This window comes from Salinibacterium sp. SWN167, assembly GCF_015864665.1.
Lineage (GTDB): Bacteria > Actinomycetota > Actinomycetes > Actinomycetales > Microbacteriaceae > Rhodoglobus.
Window position 1 is genome coordinate 702159 of record NZ_JADYWU010000001.1, and the last position, 23474, is coordinate 725632.

The 23474-nt window shown below is 64.5% G+C and carries 25 protein-coding genes; 15 read left to right on the plus strand and 10 right to left on the minus strand.

From position 1 onward, the window contains the following. Window positions 1-1101: an agmatine/peptidylarginine deiminase gene (locus I6E60_RS03280; protein ID WP_197178857.1), complete on the plus strand. Its 1101-nt coding sequence runs from the start codon at window positions 1-3 to the stop codon at window positions 1099-1101. Beyond that, on the plus strand, window positions 1101-2813 hold the full coding sequence (locus I6E60_RS03285; RefSeq protein WP_197178858.1) for an amidase: 1713 nt from the start codon (window positions 1101-1103) through the stop codon (window positions 2811-2813). Before I6E60_RS03280 ends, I6E60_RS03285 begins: the two co-directional genes overlap by 1 nt. Window positions 2814-2825: 12 nt before the next feature. Here I6E60_RS03285 and I6E60_RS03290 read toward each other — a convergent pair whose 3' ends face one another. After that, window positions 2826-3335 carry an N-acetyltransferase gene (locus tag I6E60_RS03290; protein WP_197122961.1) on the minus strand — a complete coding sequence of 170 codons (510 nt, stop codon included), beginning with the start codon at window positions 3333-3335 and terminating at the stop codon, window positions 2826-2828. Between the two features lie 53 nt (window positions 3336-3388). On the opposite strand from I6E60_RS03290, the gene I6E60_RS03295 reads away from it, so the two are divergent. Next, window positions 3389-3898 carry a molybdenum cofactor biosynthesis protein B gene (locus I6E60_RS03295; RefSeq protein ID WP_197122963.1) on the plus strand — a complete coding sequence of 170 codons (510 nt, stop codon included), beginning with the start codon at window positions 3389-3391 and terminating at the stop codon, window positions 3896-3898. A 60-nt stretch (window positions 3899-3958) separates the two neighbouring features. Here the strand turns inward: I6E60_RS03295 and moaC are convergent, their stop codons facing one another. The 4 genes from moaC to I6E60_RS03315 are packed head-to-tail and all read right to left on the minus strand — an operon-like array spanning window position 3959 to window position 6694. After that, window positions 3959-4438 (minus strand): cyclic pyranopterin monophosphate synthase MoaC, encoded by a 480-nt coding sequence (moaC, locus tag I6E60_RS03300; RefSeq protein ID WP_197178859.1) that lies wholly within the window; start codon window positions 4436-4438, stop codon window positions 3959-3961. Beyond that, a complete protein-coding gene (gene glp / locus I6E60_RS03305) occupies window positions 4435-5682 on the minus strand; it encodes a gephyrin-like molybdotransferase Glp (RefSeq protein ID WP_307841775.1) in 1248 nt (415 codons plus the stop codon). Before glp ends, moaC begins: the two co-directional genes overlap by 4 nt. Continuing rightward, window positions 5679-6068, minus strand: coding sequence for a DUF6457 domain-containing protein (locus I6E60_RS03310; RefSeq protein ID WP_197178860.1), 390 nt, complete (start codon window positions 6066-6068; stop codon window positions 5679-5681). The genes glp and I6E60_RS03310 overlap by 4 nt, the downstream gene beginning before the upstream one ends. Further along, window positions 6065-6694: a molybdenum cofactor guanylyltransferase gene (locus I6E60_RS03315; RefSeq protein ID WP_197178861.1), complete on the minus strand. Its 630-nt coding sequence runs from the start codon at window positions 6692-6694 to the stop codon at window positions 6065-6067. Before I6E60_RS03315 ends, I6E60_RS03310 begins: the two co-directional genes overlap by 4 nt. Before the next feature lie 140 nt (window positions 6695-6834). Between I6E60_RS03315 and fdhD the strand changes: the two genes are divergently transcribed. Next, a complete protein-coding gene (gene fdhD, locus I6E60_RS03320) occupies window positions 6835-7686 on the plus strand; it encodes a formate dehydrogenase accessory sulfurtransferase FdhD (protein WP_197178862.1) in 852 nt (283 codons plus the stop codon). Between the two features lie 15 nt (window positions 7687-7701). Here fdhD and I6E60_RS03325 read toward each other — a convergent pair whose 3' ends face one another. Continuing rightward, window positions 7702-10017, minus strand: a complete 2316-nt coding sequence (locus I6E60_RS03325) for an FdhF/YdeP family oxidoreductase (protein ID WP_197178863.1) — start codon at window positions 10015-10017, stop codon at window positions 7702-7704. A gap of 153 nt (window positions 10018-10170) precedes the next feature. On the opposite strand from I6E60_RS03325, the gene I6E60_RS03330 reads away from it, so the two are divergent. The 8 genes from I6E60_RS03330 (at window position 10171) to I6E60_RS03365 (ending at window position 17354) form a co-directional block, all read left to right on the plus strand. Further along, on the plus strand, window positions 10171-11565 hold the full coding sequence (locus tag I6E60_RS03330; RefSeq protein WP_197122977.1) for an OFA family MFS transporter: 1395 nt from the start codon (window positions 10171-10173) through the stop codon (window positions 11563-11565). 223 nt (window positions 11566-11788) lie between these two features. Then, the gene (locus tag I6E60_RS03335) at window positions 11789-12202 is read left to right on the plus strand and encodes a molybdopterin-binding protein (RefSeq protein ID WP_197122979.1); all 414 of its coding nucleotides are present in this window, start codon (window positions 11789-11791) and stop codon (window positions 12200-12202) included. A 2-nt stretch (window positions 12203-12204) separates the two neighbouring features. Continuing rightward, on the plus strand, window positions 12205-13035 hold the full coding sequence (modA, locus tag I6E60_RS03340; protein WP_197178865.1) for a molybdate ABC transporter substrate-binding protein: 831 nt from the start codon (window positions 12205-12207) through the stop codon (window positions 13033-13035). After that, window positions 13032-13823: an ABC transporter permease gene (locus tag I6E60_RS03345; protein WP_197178867.1), complete on the plus strand. Its 792-nt coding sequence runs from the start codon at window positions 13032-13034 to the stop codon at window positions 13821-13823. The genes modA and I6E60_RS03345 overlap by 4 nt, the downstream gene beginning before the upstream one ends. A 3-nt stretch (window positions 13824-13826) precedes the next feature. Then, entirely contained in the window at window positions 13827-15041 is a 1215-nt protein-coding gene (locus tag I6E60_RS03350) for a sulfate/molybdate ABC transporter ATP-binding protein (protein ID WP_197178870.1), read from the plus strand. Between the two features lie 98 nt (window positions 15042-15139). Next, window positions 15140-15967: an MOSC domain-containing protein gene (locus tag I6E60_RS03355; RefSeq protein WP_197178872.1), complete on the plus strand. Its 828-nt coding sequence runs from the start codon at window positions 15140-15142 to the stop codon at window positions 15965-15967. 84 nt (window positions 15968-16051) lie between these two features. Continuing rightward, window positions 16052-17107 carry a GTP 3',8-cyclase MoaA gene (gene moaA / locus I6E60_RS03360; protein WP_374189213.1) on the plus strand — a complete coding sequence of 352 codons (1056 nt, stop codon included), beginning with the start codon at window positions 16052-16054 and terminating at the stop codon, window positions 17105-17107. Window position 17108: 1 nt separating this feature from the next. Further along, window positions 17109-17354 carry a MoaD/ThiS family protein gene (locus I6E60_RS03365; protein ID WP_197178876.1) on the plus strand — a complete coding sequence of 82 codons (246 nt, stop codon included), beginning with the start codon at window positions 17109-17111 and terminating at the stop codon, window positions 17352-17354. 12 nt (window positions 17355-17366) lie between these two features. Here the strand turns inward: I6E60_RS03365 and I6E60_RS03370 are convergent, their stop codons facing one another. Further along, on the minus strand, window positions 17367-17792 hold the full coding sequence (locus tag I6E60_RS03370; RefSeq protein ID WP_197178878.1) for a molybdenum cofactor biosynthesis protein MoaE: 426 nt from the start codon (window positions 17790-17792) through the stop codon (window positions 17367-17369). A 2-nt stretch (window positions 17793-17794) separates the two neighbouring features. Beyond that, window positions 17795-19039 carry a ThiF family adenylyltransferase gene (locus I6E60_RS03375; RefSeq protein WP_307841776.1) on the minus strand — a complete coding sequence of 415 codons (1245 nt, stop codon included), beginning with the start codon at window positions 19037-19039 and terminating at the stop codon, window positions 17795-17797. Between the two features lie 151 nt (window positions 19040-19190). Here I6E60_RS03375 and I6E60_RS03380 point away from each other — a divergent pair, with 151 nt between their 5' ends. Both I6E60_RS03380 and I6E60_RS03385 read left to right on the plus strand, forming a co-directional pair. Then, the gene (locus I6E60_RS03380; RefSeq protein ID WP_197178882.1) at window positions 19191-19562 is read left to right on the plus strand and encodes a PH domain-containing protein; all 372 of its coding nucleotides are present in this window, start codon (window positions 19191-19193) and stop codon (window positions 19560-19562) included. 30 nt (window positions 19563-19592) lie between these two features. Continuing rightward, window positions 19593-20219 (plus strand): GyrI-like domain-containing protein, encoded by a 627-nt coding sequence (locus I6E60_RS03385; RefSeq protein WP_197178884.1) that lies wholly within the window; start codon window positions 19593-19595, stop codon window positions 20217-20219. Here the strand turns inward: I6E60_RS03385 and I6E60_RS03390 are convergent, their stop codons facing one another. Beyond that, on the minus strand, window positions 20220-21110 hold the full coding sequence (locus I6E60_RS03390) for a VOC family protein (protein ID WP_197178886.1): 891 nt from the start codon (window positions 21108-21110) through the stop codon (window positions 20220-20222). Between the two features lie 102 nt (window positions 21111-21212). Between I6E60_RS03390 and I6E60_RS03395 the strand changes: the two genes are divergently transcribed. After that, the gene (locus I6E60_RS03395) at window positions 21213-22292 is read left to right on the plus strand and encodes a YihY/virulence factor BrkB family protein (protein ID WP_197178888.1); all 1080 of its coding nucleotides are present in this window, start codon (window positions 21213-21215) and stop codon (window positions 22290-22292) included. A gap of 55 nt (window positions 22293-22347) precedes the next feature. Here the strand turns inward: I6E60_RS03395 and I6E60_RS03400 are convergent, their stop codons facing one another. Further along, a complete protein-coding gene (locus I6E60_RS03400) occupies window positions 22348-23451 on the minus strand; it encodes a sorbosone dehydrogenase family protein (RefSeq protein WP_197178890.1) in 1104 nt (367 codons plus the stop codon). Between the last annotated feature and the right edge of the window lie 23 nt (window positions 23452-23474).

Genomic DNA, 23474 nt, shown 5'->3' on the forward strand with positions numbered 1-23474 from the left:
ATGAGCTGGAGAATGCCATCTGAAACCGCTAGACATGAGCGCACGTGGATGGCGTTCCCGCGCGTCTGTGAAACGCTTGGCGCGACCGACGCCGAACGCGAACTCGGCTATGCGGCCTGGGCTGACGTCGCCAATGTCGTCGCCCAGTTCGAGCCGGTCTCGATGGTCGTTGACCCGACCGAAATATTCCGTGCCCGACGAATGCTCGCCAGCGATATTGAGCTTCTCGAAGCACCGCTCGATGAGTTCTGGATGCGCGACATCGGGCCCACTTTCGTGCTTGATGATGACGACCCGGGCCTGCTCGGCGCCGTCGATTGGATCTTCAACGGTTGGGGTGCTCCCGCGTGGGCTGAGTGGGAACAGTCAGCGAAGATCGCGCGCGTGGTGGCTGATGCTGCCGGCGCCGAGATCGTCAGTTCTCTCCTCGTGGCTGAGGGCGGCGGACTACACGTGGATGGCGAGGGAACAGTCTTACTGACAGACACGGTGCAGCTCGACCCGCGCCGCAACCCGCTCGCCGATCGCGCCCGCGTCGAAAGCGAAATGCTACGCACTATCGGTGCCACTCACGCGGTCTGGCTGCCGCGCGGCCTGACCCGCGACTATGACGACTTCGGCACAAACGGCCACGTCGATATCGTCGCGACAATCGCATCGCCGGGGCGGGTGCTGCTGCACGCTCAGCCCAACCCCGAGCATCCGGACCACCAGGTGATGGCTGAGATTCGGGCCAGCCTCGAGAGCCAGCGGGATGTCGCCGGCCGCACGTTTGAGATCGTCGAGTTGCCCGCCCCCTCCACCCTTCGGGACGACCACGGTTTCGTCGACTACAGCTATGTGAATCACCTCGTCGTCAACGGGGGAGTGATTGGGTGCGGCTTCGACGATGAGATGGCGGATGCCCGAGCCGCCGAAATTCTGGCCGACGCGTATCCCGGCCGCACGGTGCAGATGGTCGACTCGCGTGAGATCTTTGCCCGCGGCGGTGGCATCCACTGCATCACCCAACAGCAGCCGCAACTGCCCGCTGTCACTGACGCTGCAGCTTCTGTAGCTGTATCGCGAAATTTCAGCGCTGAGCCGCAGGGAGAAAACTGATGAGAACCTTCGATGTCGTTGAAGCCTCGATAGCCGAACTGCACGAAGCACTCGCGGCTGGCACGCTCACGAGCGAGGCGCTCGTCGCCGCGTATCTTGAGAGGATCGATCGCTACGACCGCAGCGGGCCGAAGCTCAACGCCGTCGTCGTGCCCAACTCCGAGGCGCTCGCCGAAGCGCGCGAATCGGATGCGCGTCGGGCCGCTGGTCAGGCGCGGGGGCCACTCGACGGCATCCCGTACACGGCCAAAGACAGCTACCTGCACCGTGGGCTCACGGCAGCGGCGGGCAGCCCCGCCTTCGCCGATCTGATGGCGATGCGGGATGCCGCCACGATCGGTGCCCTACGCGCTGCCGGAGCAATCTGCCTCGGCCTCACCAACATGCCTCCGATGGCCAACGGCGGAATGCAGCCCGGCGTCTACGGTCGTGCCGAGAGCCCGTACAACGCCGAGTACCTCACCGCCGCCTATGGTTCGGGATCGTCGAACGGATCGGGCACCGCAACGGCCGCGAGTTTTGCCGCCTTCGGTCTCGGTGAAGAGACGTGGTCGAGCGGCCGCGCCCCGGCATCCAACAACGCTCTCTGCGCCTACACGCCTTCGCGCGGCGTGATTTCGGTGCGCGGCAACTGGCCGCTCGTGCCCACCATGGATGTCGTCGTACCGCACACGCGCACGATGGCCGACTTACTTGCCGTGCTCGACGTGATCGTGTTCGACGATGCGGATGCTCGGGGCGACTTTTGGCGCTCGCAGCCGTGGGTCGAGATTCCGGCGGCGTCGAGTGGGCGACCCGAGACGTATTTGTCGCTGCTGGCTGACGATGCGGAGCTGCCGTTGGCGGGCAAGCGCTTCGGCGTTCCCCGGATGTACATCAAGCGCGATACCGAGGCGGGCTCGGGCACGCGCGGAGTCGGTGGTCCGACAGGAACCGCGATTGACACCCGCCCGAGCATCCTGACCCTGTTCGACCAAGCGCGTCGCGATCTCGAAGCCGCCGGCGCCACCGTGGTCGAGGTCGACTTTCCAGTCGTCTCAAACTACGAGGCCGACCGCGCCGGGGCCCCCACGATCGCAACTCGCGGCCTCGTAAGCCCCGAATTCTTGAAGCGCGAAATCGTCGATCTGTCGGCGTGGGCGTGGGAAGACTTTCTGCAGGCCAACGGCGACCCGAACTTCGACACCATCGTGGGCATCGACGGCAGCACGATTTTCCCGACGACACCGGGCGCTCCGCACGATCACTACGACGGCTTCGAAGACGACATCGCGGTGTACCCGACGCAAGTGCGCGACCACCCGTATGCGGCATTCACCGATATTCCCGAGCTTGAAGCGGGCGTGCGCGGTCTGGAAGAAACCCGCCGCATCGATCTTGAAGAGTGGATGCGCGCCAACGAGCTCGACGCCGTAGCCTTCCCCGCGGTCGCCGATGTGGGAGCCGCCGATATGGGCACGAACCCCGCCACGGCAGCGGCCGGATGGCGAAACGGCGTCTGGGTCGCGAACGGAAACCTCGCGATTCGGCACCTGGGCATTCCGACCGTCACTGTTCCCATGGGGCTCATGGACGACATCCGGATGCCCGTGGGAATCACCTTCGCCGGTGCCGCGTACTCCGACCTCGCCCTGCTGCGTATCGGCGTCGCGTATGAAGCGGTGTCGCAGCGTCGGGTGGCGCCGCCACGAACACCCCCGCTGGTCGACTAAGCGGGTCGCGCCCTAAAGCTGCTTGATCATTTCGAGTTCGCGTCGGGACCTATCGAGAATGTACGGAACCGTGTGCCTCGTTAGGGTGAAGCCGCGGTTTTCGTAGGCGGCACGCGCTCGAGCGTTGTCTTCGTGCACGCCGAGGGTGAGGGTGCTGCCGTACTGGAAAGCCCACTGCTCGATGGTCGTAAGTAGGGCATCCGTCACGCCAGCTTTCCGGCCACGAAAATCGGGAGTGACGTAGACACCCACAAGGAGCGGGCCCGTTTTTGCGTCAGGGATATAGCACCCCATCGTGCCGATCCACCTGCCGTCTGTGGTGATGGCGGCGACAGCAATGGCCAACGAGTTCTGCCCGCGAACAGCGCGCCGCTGCCATTCTGCTTCCGTGGCGCGCCGCGCATCCTCAAGGTGCTCGGCAAAACCAATCGGGGTATTAGCGAGCATCTCCAAGCGAAGATCGCGAACTTCACGCCAGTCTGCTGGCTCCGTTCGTCGGATCGAAAACTGTGGCTCGCGCATGTTCTGAATCTTAGTTGCGGGCCGGGCACGCAGCCTGCCGTACCGTTGCAGGTATGGTTCACATTCACAGTGGCAAGGGCAGCGATGTTGAGGCAGTCCCCGCCGCCGTCATCACCGTCTCTGACCGCAGCGCTCGCGGCGAGCGAGCTGATACCTCGGGGCCGCGCGCGGTCGAGCTGCTCACGGCGCAGGGCTATGCGGTGTCGTTAACGGTGATTCCGGATGGCGCGGAATCAGTCACTGCCGGCATCCGGGCCGCGCTCGCCGCTGGTGCCCGCATCGTCATCACGAGTGGTGGAACCGGAGTGGCACCCCGGGATCTCACGCCCGAAGGAACCCGGCCCGTGCTCACGCGAGAGATTCCCGGCATCGCCGAAGAGTTGCGGCGCGAAGGTGCACGCCACACGAAGATGGCGGTGCTGAGCCGCGGCCTGGTCGGCATCGCGGGTGATGCTCTCGTGGTGAACCTGCCCGGTTCAACCAAAGCCGTTGAAGAGGGGCTCGCGGTGGTTGCGCCGCTGATCGGCCACATCCTCGAGCAGCTCGATGGCGGAGATCACTAGCTAACGAGTTTCATTCGGCAGCCGGATACAGAACGCCGGGTGCGAGGGCGCTCGGGCGACCTACTCCGGGCGACGCCAATCCCCAGAACGTCCGCCCGACTTCGCGAGCAACCGCACGTTCTCAATCTGCACGGTCTTGTCCATGCCCTTGACCATGTCGACGATCGCCAGCGCGGCCACCGACACCGCGGTCATGGCTTCCATCTCCACGCCCGTGCGGTCTGCCGTGCGCACGGTCGCGGTGACGGCGACTCCGTCATCCGTCACTTCAAGGTCGACGGTCGCGCCGTGCACTCCGATGATGTGAGCGAGCGGCAGCAGTTCGGCGGTGCGCTTGGCGGCTTGGATGCCGGCGATGCGTGCGACCGCGAGAATGTCACCCTTGGGAGCGTTGCCCGCGCGCAGCGCGTCGATGATCACGGGGGAGCAGCGAACGAAACCCTCCGCCGTCGCTTCGCGCACGGTCGGGGTCTTGGCGGTGACATCCACCATCCGGGCTTGGCCAGCGGAATTGAGGTGCGTGAAAGGCTGTTCGCTCATGACACCAGTGTGACAGCCAGCAGGTCGCCTTCGCGTACCTCGGTCACATCTTCGGGCACGAAGGCCAGGGCGTTTGCGCCAGCCAGACTCGCGACGAGATAGGAACCGGCACCGCCCGCGCTCGCGGGACGAACGGATGCTGCACCCGCCTCATCCTGTTCGACAACGGCGGGCATATATTGGGCGCGCCCCGCGGGGCTGCGCCAGCCCGTCGTGACGGTGGCGGTGACGGTAGGGCGGTGAATCGTTGACCGGCCCGACATCGTGAGCAGCGCGGGGCGCACGAAGGTCTCGAATGACACGAAAACGCTCACGGGGTTGCCGGGGAGGGCAAAGATCAGAGGGCCGGCGACGTTGCCGACCGGGAACCGGCCGAACCCTTGGGGCTTGCCCGGCTGCATCCGCACCGGTCCGAACCAGACGCCGAGCGGGGCGAGCACAGCTTTTACAACATCGTAGGCGCCGACGCTCACGCCGCCCGAGGTGACGAACGCATCGACGTCGGGTGCATGGGTCTCGAGCATCTCGCGCAGGGCATCATCGTCGTCGGCAACCGAGCCGAGCTGAACGGGGATACCGCCACACTCGGTAATCATCGCCGCCAGGAGCAGCGAGTTCGAGTCGTGAATCTGGCCACGCGCCAGCGGCTCTCCGGGCTTGCGCAGTTCAGTGCCGGTCGAGAGCACGCCGACGCGCGGTGCGGGGTGAACCGTCAGGGTGCTGACTCCGGATGCCGCTGCGGCCGCCAGATCACGGGCGCCGAGAACGCGCCCAGCCGTCAGCAAGGGATCGCCCGTGCGAACGTCGGTGCCCGTGCGGCGGATGTGGGCGGCGGGATTCGGGGCGCGAAAAATAAGAACGGTGTCGGTTCCCTCATCGGTGTCTTCGATGGGCACGATGCAGTCCGCGTCAGTGGGCACTGCGGCACCAGTCATGATCCGGGCAGCCTCGCCGGGCTGCAATGACGGATTCTCGGCGGATCCTGCAGGAAGGTCAGCGACCACACGGAGCGCTATCGGTGTCTCAGTCGTGGCGGAGATGGCATCCGCTCGTCGGAGCGCATAACCGTCCATCGCGGAGTTATCGAAACTGGGAACATCGACCGTGGCGTGCACGTCGGCGGCGAGGGTGAGGCCCAACGCCTGCGCGATCGGGACGCTGACAATCGGCAATGGCGCGACGTTGGCCAGAACGCGGGCGAGGTGCTCCTCGATGCTGATCGACGAAGGAGAGGCCGCCATCATTCTGCCGAACCTGACGGCGCCGAGCCTGATGGTGCCGCAGACTCCGGTGCCAAGTCCGACGACGACACAGCAGGAGGAGGAGCGGCAGCAGCAGCGGCCTGGCCAGCGTTGCTCGCGGCGGCAAGCGCGGCTCTCGATAACGCATCCGCGCTTCGCATGGCCGAGGACGGGTCGGTTCCGGCAGCGGCAGCGAGCCCCGCCGCGTAGCCGACCAGAAACGTCGTCACGGGAGCCGCTGGCCGGATCACCGTGTGCGCGGCGACGCCGGCGAGATCCAGAATCCCCTCAACATCCATCGCGGCACGAAACTCATCGCTGGCGATGCCCAGCTCGCTGCTGAGGTGCGCAGCCCAGTCGTCGAGACGTTGGCGTTCTTCGGAGTTCATTGTGCGGCTTCTTCCGTTTCTGCGGTCGGATCGGTGGCGCCGAGGCGAGCTGCGTCCTCCCACGTATCAACATCATCGGTGGCTCCGGGCACAGCCACCAGGGACATGAGGTTCAGCGGCTCGATCAGTTTTCGCATCGAGAGTCCGTCGAGGCTGTCGGCGTCGAACCGCGAGAGGGCGCTGATGAGAGCGCGGCGGCGATACAGGCAGGCAAGCGGCTGTCGGTGGCCAGTCGCATCGACGGAAATCACGCCATCCACGTCAGAGGGGGCGGTGGTGAGTGCGTCAACGAGGGCTGGCACCTGAGCAGCAATGCCCGGCATGTCACAGGCGAGCACAAGGATGGCGTCGCTCGCGCTCGTGCCGTTGGTCGAGAGGTGGTGCACGCCGGCGGCGACCGCAGCAGCGGGCCCCGAAAACGGCGGGTCTTCGCGCGTGACAAACACCGCGGAGCTCACGAGGCCAGGCTCGACCGGACCAACAACGACGCAGGTGCGCGCCACACTGGATGCCGCCGAGAGTGCGTGCTCGAGCAGGCTGCGGCCCCGGACGTGGAGCGTTGCTTTCGCCACAGATCCCAATCGGGTCGAGCGACCTCCGGCGAGCACCGCTGCATCGATCAGCATGCAGCCACTCTAAGTGACGGTGGAATCAGCGTCACTATCCGGCGCGAGTTGTGGTCGCTGCTGCCGTGGTCGCCACCACCGAGATAGTCTCGATTGAGGGGCGGCGCAGAATCCGCGGCGCTCCGGAGGAGGCAGACCGCGTGACCAGAATCACGGCACGACGCAAGATCACCCGAGTCACTATCGGTTCCCCTCCGGTATCCCGGGAGGATGTGCTCGCAGTGGAGGAGCCGCTCGAGATGCGCGTCAACGGGCGCTCGCTTGCCGTGACAATGCGCACTCCCGGTGACGACTTTGACCTCGTCGCGGGGTTTCTTGTCTCCGAGGGGATCATCACCTCGGGCGAGCACTTCTTTGCCGCTCGGTACTGCGCCGGTGCCACCGTCGACGGAATGAACACATACAACGTCGTTGACGTCACCTTGGCGCCGGGCGTGCCTGCACCCGATCCGAGCTTGGAGCGGTCGTTCCTTACGACCAGTTCCTGCGGACTGTGCGGCAAGGCGAGCATTGATGCCGTGCGCACCAAGTCGGCGTTCTCGGTCGCGGAGGATGCCGCGCGAATCGACGCCGAGCTGCTGACGACGTTCCCCGAGAAGCTGCGCGAGGCACAAGACGTGTTCGAGAAGACGGGCGGGTTGCATGCCGCGGCGCTCTTCGATGGCGCGACGGGCGAGATGTTGGTGGCGCGCGAGGATGTGGGTCGGCACAACGCTGTCGACAAGGTCATCGGCTGGGCCGTTAAACAGAATCTGCTGCCGCTGTCGGGCACCGTGCTCATGGTGTCGAGCCGGGCAAGCTTCGAACTCGCGCAGAAGGCCATGATGGCGGGGATCCCGGTTCTGGCTGCGGTGTCGGCACCGTCGTCGCTGGCCGCAGAATTTGCCGAGGAGGTTGGCATGACGCTGGTCGGCTTCCTCCGCGGACAATCGATGGTGCTCTATGCCGGGCAAGAACGCATTGTGCAGAATGAGTCGGCCGACGCGAACTAGGCGGCCGGCCCCGCGCTAGCTCAGCGGCGACGTCTCGTCCTCCACCGCCGGGATAAACCGCACCGCCATTGCCTTGTACCCGGGCGTATTCGATTCGCGCGCAACGAGCTCGCGGTGCACGAGGTTGTTCGCTTCCGGAAAGTACGCTGCCGCGCATCCCCGCGGAGTCGGGTAGAAGACGAGGCGGAACTTGTCTGCCCGGCGCTCCTGACCTTGGAACGTGCTGATGACATCCACGAGGTCGCGGTCGGCGAACCCCATGTCGGCGGCATCGTCCTTGTTGATGAGGATGACGCGGCGGCCGCCCGAGATGCCGCGGTAGCGGTCATCCAGCCCGTAGTAGGTGGTGTTGTACTGGTCGTGGCTGCGCATAGTCTGCAGGATCAGGTGCCCGGGAGGCGGCGTCAGGTACTCCAGCGGGCTCACCGTGAAGCGGGCCAGGCCGATGTCGGTGGCGAAGCTGCGGGTGTCGCGCGGCGGGTTGGGCAGCACGAATCCGTTCTTGGTCCTCAGGCGTGTGTTGAAGTCCGAGAAGCCCGGCAGCACGCGGGAGATGTGGTCGCGGACGACGTCGTAGTCCTCGGCCATCGCTTTCCAGTCCACCGGGTGATCCTCGCCCAGGGTGGCGATGGCCATGCGGGCGATGATCACGGGTTCCGCGAGCAGGTGATCTGACACCGGCTTGAGTCGGCCTTGAGTGGTGCGCACTACCGACATGGAGTCTTCGACCGACAGCACCTGACGGCCGCTCGGATGCTTGTCGTCGGTGTCGGTGCGACCTAGCGTGGGCAAAATTAGCGAGGTGAGGCCGTGCACGACATGCGAGCGGTTGGGCTTGGTTGAGACGTGAACGGTCAGGCCCACCCGCTGCAACGCGTTACCGAGCGCTTCGGTGTCCGAGGCGGCGAGCGCAAAGTTTCCGCCCATCGAGACGAACACGTCGACGTTGTCGTTCTCGAATGCCTCAACGGTGTCGACCGAGTCGAAGCCGTGCTCGCGGGGCGAAGCGATTCCGAATTCCTTGTCGAGGGCATCCAACATCCACTCGTGAGGTTTCTCCCACACGCCCATCGTGCGGTCGCCCTGCACATTCGAGTGGCCGCGCACGGGGCACGCACCGGCGCCGGGCTTGCCGAAGTTCCCCTGCAGCAGGAGCAGGTTGATGATCTCCTTGAGCGTGTTCACGGAGTGAGGCTGTTGCGTGAGGCCGAGCGCCCAGCAGATGATCGTGGCCTTCGACTCGACCATCATCTGAGCAACCTTGGCGATCTCGAGGCGAGACAGGCCGGTCGCTGCTTCGGTCTCGTCCCAGTCGATGGTCTTGCGTGCGGCACGGTAGGCATCGATGCCGTCGGTGTTCGCTGCGATGAACTCGTGGTCAACTACGGAGCCGGGAACCCGCTCCTCTTCCTCCAGAAGCAGGTGACCGAGGGCCTGGAAGAGCGCGAGGTCGGCACCGACCTTGATCTGGAGAAACTCGTCGGCCAAGTTGGTGCCGCCACCGACGACTCCCTTGGGTGTCTGCGGATCCTTGAAGTTGAAGAGCCCGGCTTCGGGGAGCGGGTTGACGGCGACGATCTTGCCACCGTTGTCTTTGCATTCGGCCAGGGCCGACAGCATCCGCGGGTGGTTCGTGCCGGGGTTCTGGCCAATCACAAAGATGAGCTCAGCCTCATGGATGTCTTCGAGCGAGACTGTGCCTTTACCGATACCAATCGTGGGGTTCAGGGCGGAACCGGATGATTCGTGGCACATGTTCGAGCAGTCCGGCAGGTTATTGGTGCCGATCGAGCGCGCGAAGAGTTGGTACAGAAACGCCGACTCATTGGCCGTGCGGCCGGAGGTGTAAAAGACGGTGCGCTCGGGAGTCGTGGCGCGGATCTTCTCGCCGATGAGTTCGAAGGCGTCGTTCCAGGAGATCTGCGAGTAGTGGGTATCGCCGGGGCGGATGACAACCGGATGCGTGATGCGGCCCTGGTTGCCGAGCCAGTACTCGGTCTTGTCCGACAGCTCTTCGATCGAGTGTTCTGCCCAAAACTCCGGGGTCACGGTGCGCAGCGTGCTCTCTTCGGCGACGGCCTTGGCGCCATTTTCGCAAAACTCGGCAACCTTGCGGTGACCTTGCGATTCCGGCCACGCGCACCCGGGGCAGTCCGTGCCATCGCGTTGGTTCAGTCGCAGCAAGGAGCGCGCGGTGCGGGTCACGCCGGCCTGCGCGATTCCCCGATCCAGTGCCACGAGCACGGCTTCAACGCCGGCCGCCGACTTCTTCGGTTTCTTGACCAGCAGGTCGTCTTCATTGATGTCGTCAACCGGGGCTCCACGTGTCATGTCCCCATACTGCCTGCAATCAATGAGAATTTGTGCACAATCTTGGTCTGATACCTAAAGATTGATCAGTTAATTGCTAGCCTGTGGTTCGCGGCCGATTTGCCGACAGCAGCGTTGCTGTTTGACACGCTTAGTGCGACGAGGAGACCATCCATGAGCTGGCTTGACCGAGAACACACCATCGCCCCTCCCGGTTTCAATCGCTGGCTTGTTCCGCCTGCCGCGCTGGCAGTGCATCTGAGTATCGGTCAGGCCTACGCCACAAGCGTTTACAAGACTGCACTCGTTGATCACTTCGACGCGAGTCTCACTCAGATCGGCGTCATCTTCTCGATCGCCATCGTCATGCTCGGATTGTCGGCCGCGATCATGGGAACGTGGGTAGACCGCAGTGGCCCGCGCAAGGCGATGTTTGTCGCCGCGCTGTTCTGGTCGGGCGGATTCTTGATCGGATCGCTTGGCGTCTTCTCCAACCAGCTGTGGTTGGTCTACGTCGGCTACGGTTTCATCGGCGGTATTGGACTCGGGATCGGCTATATCTCGCCGGTGTCGACCCTGATTAAGTGGTTCCCTGACCGTCCCGGCCTCGCCACGGGCATGGCGATTATGGGATTCGGCGGTGGCGCGCTCATCGCCAGCCCCGTTTCTACGGCATTGCTTGCGCTCTACGATCCCAACGCGGGAACCGAGGGCTGGGTTGCCAGTGGTGACGCCGTTGGCAAGTTGTTCCTCACGCTCGGGCTCATTTATCTCGCGTACATGATGTTCGGCGCGTTCACGATTCGGGTGCCTGCCGAGGGCTGGACGCCAGCCGGCTTCGACCCGTCGAAGGTCAAGGCGAAGGCGCTCGTCACTAGTAACCACGTCTCAGCGAACAACGCGATCAAGACCCGCCAGTTCTGGCTCGTGTGGATCGTGCTCTTCTGTAACGTCACGGCGGGCATCGGAATCCTTGAACAAGCGGCGCCGATGATTCAGGACTTCTTCCGTCAAGCCGACGGGCAGTCCTTGGTCACGGCCGCGGTAGCCGGTGGCTTCGTCGGTCTGCTGTCGATCGCCAACATGGGCGGCCGGTTCGTGTGGTCGTCCACGTCAGATGTCACCGGGCGCAAGAACATTTACATGATTTACCTCGGAGTGGGCGCGATTCTGTACGTATTGCTGGCACTCGTTGGCTCCAACACGACGGCACTGTACGTGGCACTCGCTTTCGTCATCATTTCGTTCTACGGCGGCGGTTTCGCCACGGCGCCGGCCTACTTGCGTGACCTCTTCGGCACGTTCCAGGTGGGCGCTATCCATGGTCGACTGCTGACTGCCTGGTCAGCGGCTGGCATTGCTGGTCCACTGATCGTGAACTCCTTCTTGGACGCTCAGGGTGCGCCTGGCGAGCTGACCGCCGCGGCGTACCAGCCCGCTCTGCTGACCATGGTCGGACTGCTTGTCGTGGGCTTCATCGCCAACCTCATGGTGCGGCCCGTACATTCCACCTTCCATGAACCATCCACAGCGGGGTCTAAAGGCCTCACCATTTCCGCGGAGGCCTGAGATGAAGAAAGCACAACTCGCGATCGTCTGGGCGCTCGTCGGCATTCCGTTGCTCTACGGCGTATTTCAGACCATGACGAAGGCTTCGGCACTGTTCGGCTGAGCAAGCGGCGGCAAGCAGCAGGCAAACGTCCGGCAACCCGTGGAAAAGCGACGGCAGCGCATCGAAGAAGCGGGGTAAAAGCCCTGAAAGTTCCGCAGTTGCGGTGTTATGCTGTGTTTTATGGCGCAATATCGGATTAGCGAGGCCGCAGGGCTCCTCGGAGTCAGTGACGACACCCTGCGACGCTGGATCGCGAACGATGGCCTGCCGGTGTCGCTTGACGATGCCGGTCGCCAGGTCATCGATGGCGCGGACCTCGCGCAGCGTGCTCAAGAGCGGGCGCAGCAAGCCCAACAGGCGGCAGCGGGATCCGGCTCGGAAAGCAGCGCGCGCAACCGCATGGTCGGGCTCGTCACGGGCATCCTGAGCGACACCGTCATGTCGCAGGTCGAGCTGCAGTGCGGCCCGCACCGCATCGTGTCGCTCATGTCGACCGAAGCGGTGCGCGACTTGAAGCTCGAAATTGGTTCGCTCGCGGTCGCCGTCGTGAAGGCGACGATGGTCGTGGTTGAGGCGCCGAAAGACAACTCCTAGTGATGGGTACGGTGCGGCAGCGGTGGCAGGGCTGGGATGGGCGCCAGCGGGGTCACCTGCTGACAACGGTCGCCGCCGTCGCGATTGCGGGCATCGTGGGGCTTTCTGGATGCTCGGCAACTGAGCCGGCACCGGCATCCACGTCAGCGGACGGTGCCCTTCAGGGTGAGCTCACGATTTATGCTGCGGCATCGTTGACCGCGTCGTTCACCGAGCTGGCCGAGGCATTCAGCGCCGAGAACCCCGGCGTCACCATCGCGCCGATCTCCTTCGACGGCTCCTCTACTCTCGCCACCCAGATCAGCGAGGGTGCGCCGGCCGATGTCTTCGCCTCCGCGGATGACGCCACGATGCAGCAGGTCAGCGCCGAGCTGGCGAGTGCTCCTATTGCGTTCGCCACCAACGAATTGCAGATTGCGGTGCAGCCCGGCAACCCTCTGGACATCACGACCCTGAGCGATTTGGCGGAGCCCGGCGTGCAGGTTGCCGTGTGCGCTCCCGCGGTTCCGTGCGGTGCTGCAGCCCGCATCCTGCTCGATGCCGCCGCGGTCGACCTCACGCCGGTGACCGAAGAGCAGAACGTGAAAGCCGTGCTCACCAAGGTTGAGCTGGGCGAAGTGGATGCTGGGCTCGTCTATGTCACCGACATGCGGGATGCGGCGGGAGCGGTCGAGGGCGTCGCGGTTGATGGTGCCGACGCGGCCCGCAACAACTACCCGATCGCCGTGCTGAACGAGGCTGCGCACCCGGCCATCGCGGCGGCCTTCGTGGAGTTCGTGCTCTCGGCGCCGGGGCAGAGCATTCTCGCTAGCTACGGATTCGTAACGCCATGAGCGGCATCCCGCGCCTGCTCTACCTGCCCGCGGCCCTTGGCTTCGCCCTGCTGATCCTGCCCCTCGTCGGGCTGTTCCTCCGGGCCGACTGGCCGAGCGTTCCGGCCGCGATCGTCTCCGAGGAGGCGCAGTCGGCGCTCTGGCTATCGCTGCAGACGGCGCTCGCCGCAACGGTGCTGTGCCTCATCGTCGGCATTCCGCTCGCGCTCGTGATCGCGCGCTCGGGTAACCGTCTGGCGGGCCTGCTGCGCGCGCTCACCACGCTCCCGCTCGTGATGCCGCCCCTCGTCGGCGGCATCGCGCTGCTGTACCTTCTCGGACGCAACGGGCTCGTCGGCAGCGTGCTCGAACTGTGGTTCGGCATCAGCATTCCGTTCACGACGGGAGCGGTCGTGATCGCGCAATCGTTCGTAGCGCTGCCGTTCCTGGTGATCTCCGTCGAGGGCGCGCTGCGCACCGCGGGCACCCGCTACGAGCTGGTCGCGGCCACTCTCGGCGCCGGGCGCTGGACAGTGTTTCGTCGCGTCACGCTGCCGCTCATCATGCCGGGCGTCATTGCCGGAACCGTGCTCTGCTTCGCTCGCGCCCTCGGCGAATTCGGCGCCACCGCCCTGTTCGCCGGCAACGCCGCAGGCACGACCCGAACCATGCCCCTCGCGATCTACACCGCGTTCAACGGCGCCGGCGTGAGCCAAGATTCCGCCATCGCTCTGTCGCTGCTGCTCGTGGTTGTCGGCATCGTCATCCTCCTTCTGCTGCGCAGCTGGCGCACGACCCCGGAGCTCTGAGCCATGACATTGGATGCCACCATGCAGGTGAGCCGCGGATCGTTCACCCTCGACGCGAGCGTCACAGTCGCGCCCGGCGAAACACTCGCCCTGCTGGGGCCGAACGGCTCCGGAAAGTCGACGCTGCTCGCGGTCATTGCCGGGCTGCTCGCCCCCGAGCGCGGTGCGGTTTCGGTCGACGGGCGAGTGCTGACCGAGGTTCCGCAGTCGGGTGGCAGGCGGCCAGGCGGCGGACGGATGACCGTGGTGCCCGCCCATCGTCGCCGCATTGGTTTGCTCGGGCAAGACCCGCTGCTGTTCCCGCATCTCAGCGCCCTCGAGAATGTGGCTTTCGGGCTGCGCTCTCTCGGAATGAGAGCGGCGGAGGCCCGCGAGCGAGCCTCCGAATGGCTGGATGCCGTGGAGATGACAGAGTTCGCCGCTCGCAAACCTGCCGAGCTTTCTGGCGGCCAGCAACAGCGTGTGGCGATCGCCCGTGTGCTGGCCACCGAACCCGACGTACTGCTCTTCGACGAGCCGATGGCTGCCCTCGATGTGCAGAATGCGTCGCTCGTGCGCACCCTCCTGCGCGAGTGTCTGGCGGCCCGAGTCTCCGCCGTCCACACCGGAATCCATGGCCGACCGCCGACCGCACCCGCCACCATCGTCGTTACCCACGATGTGGTGGATGCCCTAGTGCTGGCCGATCGCGTCGCCATCATGGATGCCGGCCGCATCATCGACAGCGGCGATGTCGCCCGCGTTCTGGGCGAACCGGTGAACCAGTTCGCTGCCGCGCTTGTCGGCCTTAACGTGCTGCACGGAGTTGTCGAAACCAGCCAGCTCGCGAGGCTCGCGGATGGGCGTGGTCTCGCCGTCGACAGCATCGAGCCGGCTGTCGGTACGGAAGTTTCGGTCGCGTTCCCGCCGTCTGCGGTGACGCTGCGTCGGGAGTCGCGGGGTGCCGCTCGGGCCGACGGCGCTGCGACTGCAGCGCCGGGAGCCGCCGATTCCGCACGTGTCGAGCCCGCCGCATCCGCCCCGCCTCTGCCGCACGAATGGCAGGCCACGGTCGATCTGCTCGAGCCCGGCCTCAAGGGCATCCGCGTCACCCTCGTGGGCGATACCGTCGCGGCCGAGGCCTCGGCGGCTGACCTGCTCGCGCACGACATCGCGCCGGGGGACCGCATCGTGGCATCCGTTGATCCAACTCAGATCACGGCCTATCTGCGCCGCTAATCGGCGCTGTCCGCGTCGCTAATCGGCGTTCGCCTCACCGCCGAGATCGTTCTGGGCAATCCCGTCGTTCTCGGGGCGCACGTTGCTAGGATTCGCCCATGCGCGTGACGAAACTCAGAGTGTATCCAGTGAAGTCGTTTGCCGGCGAAGACGTCGAGTCTGCCGCGGTGAACCCGTGGGGCCTCGACCAGGATCGCCGCTGGGCGCTCGTCGATAGTGACGGCAAGAGCCTCACCGCACGCCAACACAATCATCTGCTCGGGCTCTCGGCGCACGCCCTGAGCGAGACGGCAGTGCAACTCTCCGACCGCGAGGGCTCCAGGGTGACCGTCGACATGGCGGATGGCGGCGACACCATCGAGGTAAGCCACAGCGGGCAAGGCACGGCGCTTGCCGCTCGCGGTGACGTCAACCGTTGGTTGAGCGAACGCGTCGGCCTCGACGCACGACTCGTCTGGCAGTCCGACCCGACCGTGCGCGCGATCGACCCCGAAGACGGAGGTCAGCCCGGAGAGGTTGTCTCGCTCGCCGATGGCGGCCCGCTGCTGCTGGCGAGCGAAGCGTCACTGCGGCAGCTTGACGAGTGGACCGCTGAGAACGACGAGCCGCTCGACATGATCCGGTTCCGCCCCAACGTGATAATCGACGATCTCGAACCCTGGGTCGAAGAAAGCTGGACGCACGTCACGATTGGCGACGTGCGCTTTCGCGTCACCATGATTTGCGACCGCTGCGTCATGACCACGATCGAACCCAGCACGCTCGAGCGCGGCAAGGAGCCGATTCGAACCCTGGCGCAGCACCGCCAGCGTGACCACAAAACGTGGTTCGGCATCCGCCTCACTCCGCTGGATGGTGGCCGCCTCCATGTGGGCGATGCTGTTGACGCGACGACCTCGGAGGTTTCGCAGGCTGCAGCGGGATAGTGTGACGGGATGAGTTCTTCCGCGGTAGTGCCTCCTGGGGAGAACAGCGCGGCGGGCGCCCTCGCGAACACGCATGCTGACGCGGTGGCGAACGCATTAGTGGATACCCTCGGCAGACCGCTGCACGACATCCGTTTCTCGGTCACTGACCGCTGCAATTTTCGGTGCGTCTACTGCATGCCCAAGGAAGTCTTCGGCGCCGACTACGCGTTCATGCCGCGCGACGAACTTTTGAGCTTCGAAGAGATCACTCGGCTCGCGAGTATCGCCGCGCTTCACGGTGTGGAGAAGATCCGTCTCACCGGTGGTGAACCGCTCCTGCGCAAAGGCCTCCCTGAACTGGTCGGGATGCTGTCGAAACTCACGACCCCGGCCGGCAAGCCCCTCGACCTCGCGGTCACCACCAATGGCTCCGCACTCGGGCACCTTGCGGTCGCGCTCAAGGAAGCCGGCCTCAAGCGCGTGACGGTATCGCTCGATTCGCTCGATGACGCGACTTTTCAAGCCATGAACGACGTGAAGTTTCCCGTCAAGAAGATATTGGACGGCCTCGACGCCGCCCACGCTGCCGGGCTTGGCCCCATCAAGATCAACATGGTCGTGAAGAAGGGCCACAACGACAAGGACATCGTCGCGATGGCCCGCCACTTCAAAGACACCCCGTTCATCCTGCGCTTCATTGAGTACATGGATGTCGGCACCACCAACGGCTGGCAGCTAGGCGAAGTTGTGCCGTCGGCCGAGGTTGTCGCGCGCATCAACGCGGAGCTTCCCCTCGACGAAATCGCCCCCAACTACAGCGGCGAAACGTCGCAGCGCTGGCGTTACCGCGACGGCAGCAACGAAATTGGTGTGATCTCGAGCGTCACGCAGTCGTTCTGCCACACCTGCTCGCGCGCCCGCATCTCGGTCGACGGCAAGCTCTACACGTGCCTCTTCGCCAGTTCGGGCCACGACCTGCGCGCGCTCATGCGCGACGGCTGCACCGACGACCAGCTGTCGGATGCCATGGCGAGCCTGTGGCGAAAGCGCACCGACCGCTACTCCGAGTTGCGCTCGCTCAACACCCCGCGTCCGGCCGGAGCCGACGGCACCAAGCCCGGCGCCAAGAGAATTGAGATGTCGTACATTGGTGGCTGACATGAGCATTCAAATCCGTTACTTCGCCGCTGCCGCCGAGGCTGCCGGGCGCGATGAGGAGCACCTCGAGATCGCGGCCGGAGCCACCCTGAGCACGCTCAAGGCGGTGCTCATTGAACGCTATGGCACCCTCATGCAGCGCGTCGTCGAGTCGGGGTCGTTCCTGATCGACGGCGTTGTTCGCCGCGACCCCGCGCACGCGGTGGGTGCTCGCGTCGACGTGCTGCCGCCGTTCGCCGGCGGCTAGAGCGCGAAGCTGCTACAGCCCAACCCATTCGGTGGCGCCGCCCGCAAGCTGCTGGCGCTTCCAGATCGGTACGGTCTGCTTGATGCGCTCCACGAGCACTTCGCACGCCTCGAACGCTTCGCGGCGGTGCGCGGCGGAGACGGCTGCCGAGAGGGCAATATCCCCAATCTGCAGCAGGCCAACGCGGTGCGCTGCTGCGATTGGGAGGCCCGTTTCGGCTGCCACTTCAGCGCAGCACTGGGCAAGCAGCGCCTCCGCTTCGGGATGCGCCTGGTACTCCAGCGACCACACTTCGTTGCCGCCGTCGTGATTGCGCACCACGCCCGAGAACACGACGACCGCGCCCGACGCGGGGGACTCCACCGCGCGACGGATCGCGCCTTCATCAATGGCGGCATCCGAGATGATGGCGAAGCTGGCCGGCGTCTGATCGTTCACTTTTAGTACCTCGCGAGCGCAGGATCAATGACCTGCGAGTAGTCGTCGATGCCGCCAACCAGGTGGCGGATGTTGGTGAAGCCGGCGCTCTGCAGCAGGCGCAGGGCGCGTTCGCTGCGGATTCCGTGATGACAATATACGACGACCGGAATATCGGTGCGGATGTCGGCAAGCCTGCCCTCAAGGCCACCCAGCGGAATCAGCTCGGCTGTCTCGATCGCGGCAATCGCAAACTCGAAGGGTTCGCGAATATCGACCAGCTGCGGCGCAGCCTCCGTGGAGAGCAGGGCCGCAAGTTCGCGCGAATCGATCTCGTCGCTCACGCCGCCCGCAGCGTCGCTTCCGCTCGTCTCGCCGAATTCGGCGGAGCCGCCAGTTTTGCTCGTGTCCCCGGCTCCGCTCGAACCAACGGCAGCAGGCGTCAGCCCGCAGAACAGGTCGTAGTCAATGAGCTCGGTAACGGCATCTACTTCGTCGCTCACGGCGTATTCCAGCTCGCGAAAGCGCCCGCTGAGCGCGTCGTAGGTGGTGACTCGGCCGAGGAGTGGTTCGCCGATTCCGGTGAGGAGCTTCACGGTTTCGGAGCACATGATGCCGCCGACGATCGCGCACACGGTCGGCAGCACTCCGCCCTCGGCGCATGATGGAACGGTGCCGGGTGCGGGCGGAACGGGAAAGAGGTCGCGGTAGGTGGGCCCCTGGCCTGACCACGAAATTCCGGCTTGACCGCCGTAGCGCAGGATCGCACCCCAGACGACCGGGATGCCGGTCAGCACCGCTGCGTCATTGACGAGATAGCGAGTGGCGAAGTTGTCGCTGCCGTCGAGCACGAGGTCATACCCCGCAAAGAGTTCGAGGGCGTTGCTGGAATCGAGCCACACGTCGTGGCGAATCAGCGAGATTTCGGGATCGATCTGGGCGACCGTGTCCGCCATCGATTCGAGCTTGCTGCGCCCGATATCGGCAACCCCATGGGCGAGCTGGCGGTGCAGGTTGGAGAGCTCAACGGCATCCGTATCGATCGCGCCGATGGTGCCGACACCCATCGCAGCGAGGGCGGGGATGGTGGCGCTGCCGAGGCCGCCTGCGCCCACGACCAGCACTCGTGCGTGAGCGAGGCGACGTTGCGCGATCTCACCAAAGTCAGGATTAGCGAGCTGGCGCGAGTAACGGATCAGACGTTCGGAACTGAGCGGTGCGCCCGGCCCCACGAGCGGCTGGCGGTCAGACTGAGCAGGCAATGTCACGAGGCGATCCTTACCGCGCCGAAAGTGGCACGGCCACGATTCTATCGTTTCGGATGCTGCGAAACCGGGCTTAATCGCAGCGTCGTTGCCTACCGATAGGGTGTGTGCGGGCCGGAGATCTCGGCTCACCACCCGATAGAAGGAGTACCCCATGGAAGCCGCCGTAATCGCCGCCTGGACGTTCGTTTCTGAAGCCTCGATTCCCGAAGACGTCATGCCCATGCTGCTCCCCGGTGAACAGCCGATCGCGGCGTACAAGACGTTCCGCGACAGCGCTGTGTTCACCAACAAGCGCCTCATTGTTCGTGATGCTCAAGGCATCACCGGCAAGAAGGTGGAGCTCTACTCGCTGCCCTACTCGAACGTGCTCATGTGGTCCTCCGAGAACGCCGGAACGCTCGACATCAACGCCGAACTCGAACTGTGGACCCGCGCCGGTCACATCAAAATCAAGGTCGGCAAGGCCATCGACGTGCGCAAGCTCGATATGCTCATCGCCAACGTGGTCATCGGCGCGAGCTAACGCCACCAACACACACGACGGGGTGGGGCAATGAAAACGGACTTCAAGAAGACGCTCGACGCGTATAAAGCGCGCCATAACGAATTCAGAATTCTGGATGTCCCACCCCAGCAGTACCTGATGGTCGACGGTCATGGTGCGCCCGGCGAAGGCAGCGACTACACGGCCGCGATTGCCGCGCTGTATCCCGTGGCGTACACGCTGAAGTTCGCGAGCAAAGCGCTCGACCGCGACTACGTTGTGCCGCCGCTGGAAGCGCTCTGGTGGGCCGAAGATATGGCCGCCTTTACGAGCACGCGCGACAAGTCACAGTGGGACTGGACCGCGATGATCCTCGCGCCCGAGTGGATCACTCCGACCATGTTTGAGGATGCGGTGGCCTCGGTGGTCGCCAAGAGCAAGACCCCCGAGAGTCTGCCCGCCAGCCTCGACAAGGTGCGCCTCGAAACCCTCGATGAGGGGCTGTGCGTGCAAACCCTCCACCTCGGGCGTTATGACGATGAGGCCGAGATTCTGGCGCGGATGCACAGCGAGTTCATTCCCGAGCAGGGGCTGCGGATGACCGGCAAGCACCACGAGATCTACTTCAATGACTTTCGCAAAGTCGAGGCATCCAAGCTCCGCACACTGCTGCGGCAACCCGTGGAACGCGTCTAGCTAAAGCTTGGCGATCTCGATCTTCTTCAGCTGCATCATGTGCTCGAAGGCATTCGGCCGTGTCATGAGTTCATCGATATTGGCAGGAGTGATCTGCCAACTCACGCCGAATTTGTCTTTGCACCACCCGCAGGCTTCCGCTTCGGGAACCGCCGAGAGCGCCGTCCAGTAGCGATCAATCTCAGTCTGATCCGCACACGGAATCACAAACGACACCGACTCCGTGAATGTCACGTGTTGGCGGGTCGCGGCATCCATTGCCACAAACCACAGGTCTCGGAGCCTGACATCTCCAAACATTACCGAACCGGGATGCGCGGGCCCGGACCGCTCGGCGTAGCGAACATCAGCACCCAACTGCGAATTATCAAACACCGAGGCATAGAACTCGATGGCCTCCCGCGCGCGGTTCTGCACGCCATCGCCGAACAACAACGCGGGCATGATGGTGGGCCGCGGTTCACCAGCGGGATCGGTCAAAATGAGCTGCCAGTTCACGCCAAAACGGTCCCGCAACCATCCATAGCGCGGGCTGAAATCGTAGTTAGCGATCGGCATGAGCGCACTGCCGCCGTCGATAAGTGCATTCCACAACGCATCAAGGTTGTGGCGAGCATCCGGATCAGTAGAGGGATCGAAATTGACCATGAACGACGTGGACTCGTTGAACGCAAATCGCTCGCCCGCGTTGATCGCCAAAAAGTCTTGCTCGGCGAGACGGAAAGTAACCGTCAGCACCGCACCGGCGAGGTCGCGCTGAAAGTCAGCCAACCCCTCCGAGGGGTAGTGAGTGGTGCCGACGATCGAACTATCGGAAAACGCTGCGGTGTAGAACTGAACAGCCTCTTCGGCATTGCCGTTGAACCAGAGGCACGGCGTGATCGTGGTCATGGTGTTCCTCCTCGAACCCATGTCGTCGCAACGCGCGGCGGCTAATGACACGATCATAAGCCGCGGCAGGCTGCGAGAGAAGGTTTCGTTTAAGCTGGCGGGATGAATGTGAACGAGTCGGGGCCAGACGCGAGCCCCGATGAGCGCGGCGACAGTGCTGCTAAGCCCAGGGCCGCTGAGCACCGTGCCACTGATCACAGTGCCGCAGGGCGTCGGCATGAGTGGCGCTACGCCTTCCTACGCGCGTATCACGGCTTCATGCTGCATCGCGGAATCGATTCCGCAGCCACTCTCGCATTCTTTGCTGCGCTCGCGATTTTCCCAGCCGCGCTTACGGTCGTGTCAGCACTAGCGCTAGGTCAGGGTGAAGACCAAGCGGCCGAGACCGTGCTCGATCTGGCGCGAGAAGTGCTGCAAGAAGACACCGTGGAGGCCCTCAAGGAACCGTTGACTCAACTCTTCTCGGTGGGGAGCCCGGGCCTAGCTCTCGCCATCGGCATCGCCCTGAGCGTGTGGTCGATGTCGAGCTATGCCACAGCGTTCGGGCGGGCCGCGAACAGCGTTTTTGAGATCCAAGAGGGGCGTCGCTTTGTGAAGTTCCGCGGCCTCATGCTTGTGCTCTCGGCCTTCCTCCTTGCGGCCTTTGCGGCCGTGGCTGTGCTCCTGCTCACCACCACCAACGTCGCCACCGCCATCGGTGAAGCGTTCGGCTTTGGGGAACCTTGGGTCGCGATCTGGTCGTACGGTCGCTGGCCGGTTCTCGGTGGCATCCTCACTCTCATCATTGCGGTGCTGTACTACTACACCCCCAACATTCGTCACGAACGGATGCGGTGGGTCAGCACCGGCGCCGTGTTCGCGATAGTGACGTGGGGCCTCGCGACCGCGGGGTTCGGTTTTTACGTCTCCACGATCGCGAACTACGACCGCGTCTATGGCTGGCTTGGGGGAGCGCTCGCGCTGCTGATTTGGCTCTATATCAGCAACCTCGCGGTCGTGGCCGGCGTCGAGGTTGATGCCGAGTTCACCCGCCTCCGCCAGCTGAGGGCTGGCGTCTCAGCAGAGAACACCGTGCAACTGCCCGTGCGCGATACCTTTCGCAATCTCGTGTTGGCTCGCCGTCAGGCAGCGGATGAGGCTGCCGGCATCGCCATTCGCGAGAACGCGGCCGAGAGCGAATAGCCATCAAGCGGGTTTGCAACTGCACCCGGAAGTTCGGCTGTACCGGCAGGTTCAACTACGGCTGCGGTACGAGCTCGACCTGCAGAATGCGGTCGTCACCGTCGCGGGGGTCGCCCCGGCCGTCGGTGTTGTTGGTAAGCATCCAGAGGGTGCCATCGGGGCCGGGAATGACATCACGGATGCGGCCGGCAGCATTCTCGAAAGTCGCCGCCGCGGTGGTCGTTTCGCCGGGATGAATTTCCCACAGGCGTTCGCCGCCGAGACCGGCCATGAAGAAGGTGCCGTCGATGAAGGTGAGGCCGCTGGGGCTCGCGTCGTCGGTCGCCCACTGATAGCTGGGTTCTTCGAAACTCGAATCAGTGGATTCCCCTTCTGCGAGCGGCCAGCCATAGTTGGCGCCCGCGCGAATGATGTTGAGCTCATCCCACGTGTTTTGGCCAAACTCTGAAGCCCAGAGCTGGCCTTCGTCGTCCCACGCGAGGCCCTGCGGGTTGCGGTGACCGAGGGAGTAGACCAGCGATCCGTCGAAAGGGTTGTCGTCGGGAACGGAGCCGTCAGGCTGCATCCGAAGAATTTTGCCGTTGAGACTGTCGAGGTCTTGGGCCGATTCGGGATCGCTCGCGTCGCCGACAGTGGCGTAGAGCATCCCATCGGGGCCGAAGGCGATGCGCCCGCCATTGTGAATGCGCGACTTGCCCAGGCCGGTAATGATGTCGACGCTCGCGCCGAGGGCATAGCTGCCAGCCTCACCTTCGAGTTCGAAACGCACGATGCGATTGTCCGCCGCGGTGGTGAGGTAGGCGTACAGCTGGGTCTCGTCGAGCATGGCAAGACCGAGCAGCCCGCCCTCGCCGTCGGGGGTAGCCTCGCCTACGATCCCGACTTCGCGAAGATCTCCGGCTGCGGTCAATTCTTTGATGAGCTGGGTGTCGCGTTCGCTAATCAGCGTCGAACCGGATGCCAGCCGCACCATCGACCACGGAGCGTCCAGCCCCGAAACGATCGTCGTCGCTTCCTCGGCAGCGTTGACTGTCACGGCGGCGGCGTCGACGCTTGGCGCCGACGTTCCTGCTGACGGTTCTGGCTCAGCAACGGGCGACTGAGCGCATCCCGCTAGCAATCCAATAACGAGCACGGCGGTGAAACGGGGAGAACGCATGCGCTAATCCCACCGCAGATTCG